Source organism: Enterococcus sp. LJL90 (assembly GCF_056924355.1).
The window spans coordinates 1-1,981 of sequence record NZ_JBXPBQ010000042.1 but is presented as its reverse complement, the minus strand read 5'-3'; the positions used below and the strand labels follow the sequence as shown (position 1 = coordinate 1,981).

Below are 1,981 nucleotides of genomic sequence, written 5' to 3'. Positions count from 1 at the left end.
TTATCAAAATACACTCAGAAAGGCAAAGCGTCGTCTGAATAAACATGCCAGCCTTCCACTGTTCAACCCCGAACAGCTTCCTTTCGATCGATATAATCAATCGCTTTTGTATACTTGCTGCTCAAAGGTGAAATGAATTTTGCCTTTGAGATAATCCCTGGTGACGTGGACATTAGTTATCCCCTTCTTCCAGCGCTTTTTGTTCGTTTGCATTGCGTTTGGTTGCTGCCTGTTGTGCGAAGTGGGTGAGTTGTTCCTTAATTCTATTTTCGGCCACACTGAGAACATTTGTTTTGGTTTTTGTTGTCAACACAACATTGTCATCGGTACGGTCAAGTTTCAGCGTATTAATCATGTGGTTGAGCACTTCAGTGATTACTTTTGTTTGGCGGTCTGAGTAGCCCGTCCGCCTCCTCAAGATGTCTATCGGTTCTTTTAATTCCTTGATGACACGTTCTGCTATCTCGTCTGAAACTAGCTCTGAGAGAAGCTGATTCTGATCTGAATTTTTTACTCGGAATACCAACTCTTCAATAACTTCTCCATAGGACCGTTTACCGAGTTTGTGCTTGTACTCCTCCAGCCAACCCTTCGTTTCGTGTGAAACATAGGCGTTCACACGAATCAAATTTTTCTCTGAAATTGCCTCCTCTTCTGTTGTCATAGTGTCACTCTCCATTCATAAATTTGCAAATTTCTTGGACTTTTTGTAGCTCTTTTATATTCAATTCCAGCACCGCTAATGTTTGTTTTTGTAGTTCCGTATATTTGTTATCGAGCGCTTGAACCTCTGAACGCTCTGCCACGTCTGACAATAAATCCACGATGAAAGCATTTAGTGATTTACCGGACAGCCGAGCGAGTTCTTTGACACGATTCAACTTATCTACCGGCAAACCACGCACTGAAATTCGAGGCGGTTCCACGTGATTTTTGACCAAAGCAAGACCTCCTTTAGAATGGTTGTGCGTTTTTTAGAAACCCGCATAAATGGGCAAAGCCTATTTTGGGGGTCTTTTAAAAAAGAGCATAAGGGAAAACTGACGTCACTATCGTTCCTATCCCCGCAGTGCGGGGGTTTTCAGTAATGTCATAACAAGGTTATATAGTGCCACTTATGCACTACGCTTGCACTAGATTAGTGCCATCCATGCACCATTGGTGCCACTCATGCACTATGTCCAAACACACATAGTGCCACTTATGCACTACGCTTGCACTAGATTAGTGCCATCCATGCACCATTGGTGCCACTCATGCACTATGTCCAAACACACATAGTGCCACTTATGCACTATGATTATTTATAGGTTTTCAGCTTCTCTTGCAACATTTCAATCTGTAATTGATACTCTTCAATTTGTGTTTCTTGTATGGCTTGACTCTGTTCTTCCTGACGAATTTCTCCTTCCAATAATCGAATTTGGGCATTGGTTTCTGTCTGTTGTTTCTCGGTTTCAACTTCTAAATTACTACGCAAATCATCAATGGATACTTGGTATTCTTCGATAGATTTTTTAGAGCAGTCAGTCATTGTTTGCCTTTCTTCAATCACTGTATTTCTGAACGAAATAGAATGCTCCACTGACTTCTCATTCACTTGTTGTTGCGTGAGTAATGGGACGGAGGAACTAGACAAATCACTGCGACTAAACACAATTTGATTTTGATAGTCTTGCGTTAACATAGTCAGGGGTACGGTAACCCGAATGACTTCCAACTGGTTCGGTAAATCATCAATATAAACGTACATATAATAGTCCTGTCCTTGAAAAATTTTCACTTGCTGATTGCCTTCTGAAGCATCCTAATATTCCACATTTACCGACCAAGACTCCTTCACATGAGACGACATAATCGCCTCATTTGCTAGGACAAAGGAGAGTTTATTTCCATCAAAATCTACGGAATAATCTAGCAGTTCATAGGTAACGTTACCTGTCACTAAGCTAATTAAAACTGCTATAGAATTGTATTTTGG

3 protein-coding genes are annotated in these 1,981 nt (G+C 40.9%); all 3 read right to left on the bottom strand.

Going from position 1 to position 1,981, the window contains the following annotated elements; genetic code table 11:
* Window positions 1-172 precede the first annotated feature (172 nt).
* On the bottom strand, window positions 173-664 hold the full coding sequence (locus AC1Z3S_RS19975) for a hypothetical protein (protein ID WP_461741832.1): 492 nt from the start codon (window positions 662-664) through the stop codon (window positions 173-175).
* A gap of 4 nt (window positions 665-668) precedes the next feature.
* Entirely contained in the window at window positions 669-941 is a 273-nt protein-coding gene (locus AC1Z3S_RS19970; protein WP_461741831.1) for a hypothetical protein, read from the bottom strand.
* 359 nt (window positions 942-1,300) lie between these two features.
* On the bottom strand, window positions 1,301-1,783 hold the full coding sequence (locus AC1Z3S_RS19965) for a hypothetical protein (RefSeq protein ID WP_461741830.1): 483 nt from the start codon (window positions 1,781-1,783) through the stop codon (window positions 1,301-1,303).
* Window positions 1,784-1,981 lie beyond the last annotated feature (198 nt).

Excerpts from the sequence above, each read along its gene's own strand:
- AC1Z3S_RS19975 (WP_461741832.1), bottom strand. The coding sequence starts at position 664 with ATGACAACAGAAGAGGAGGCAATTTCAGAGAAAAATTTGATTCGTGTG.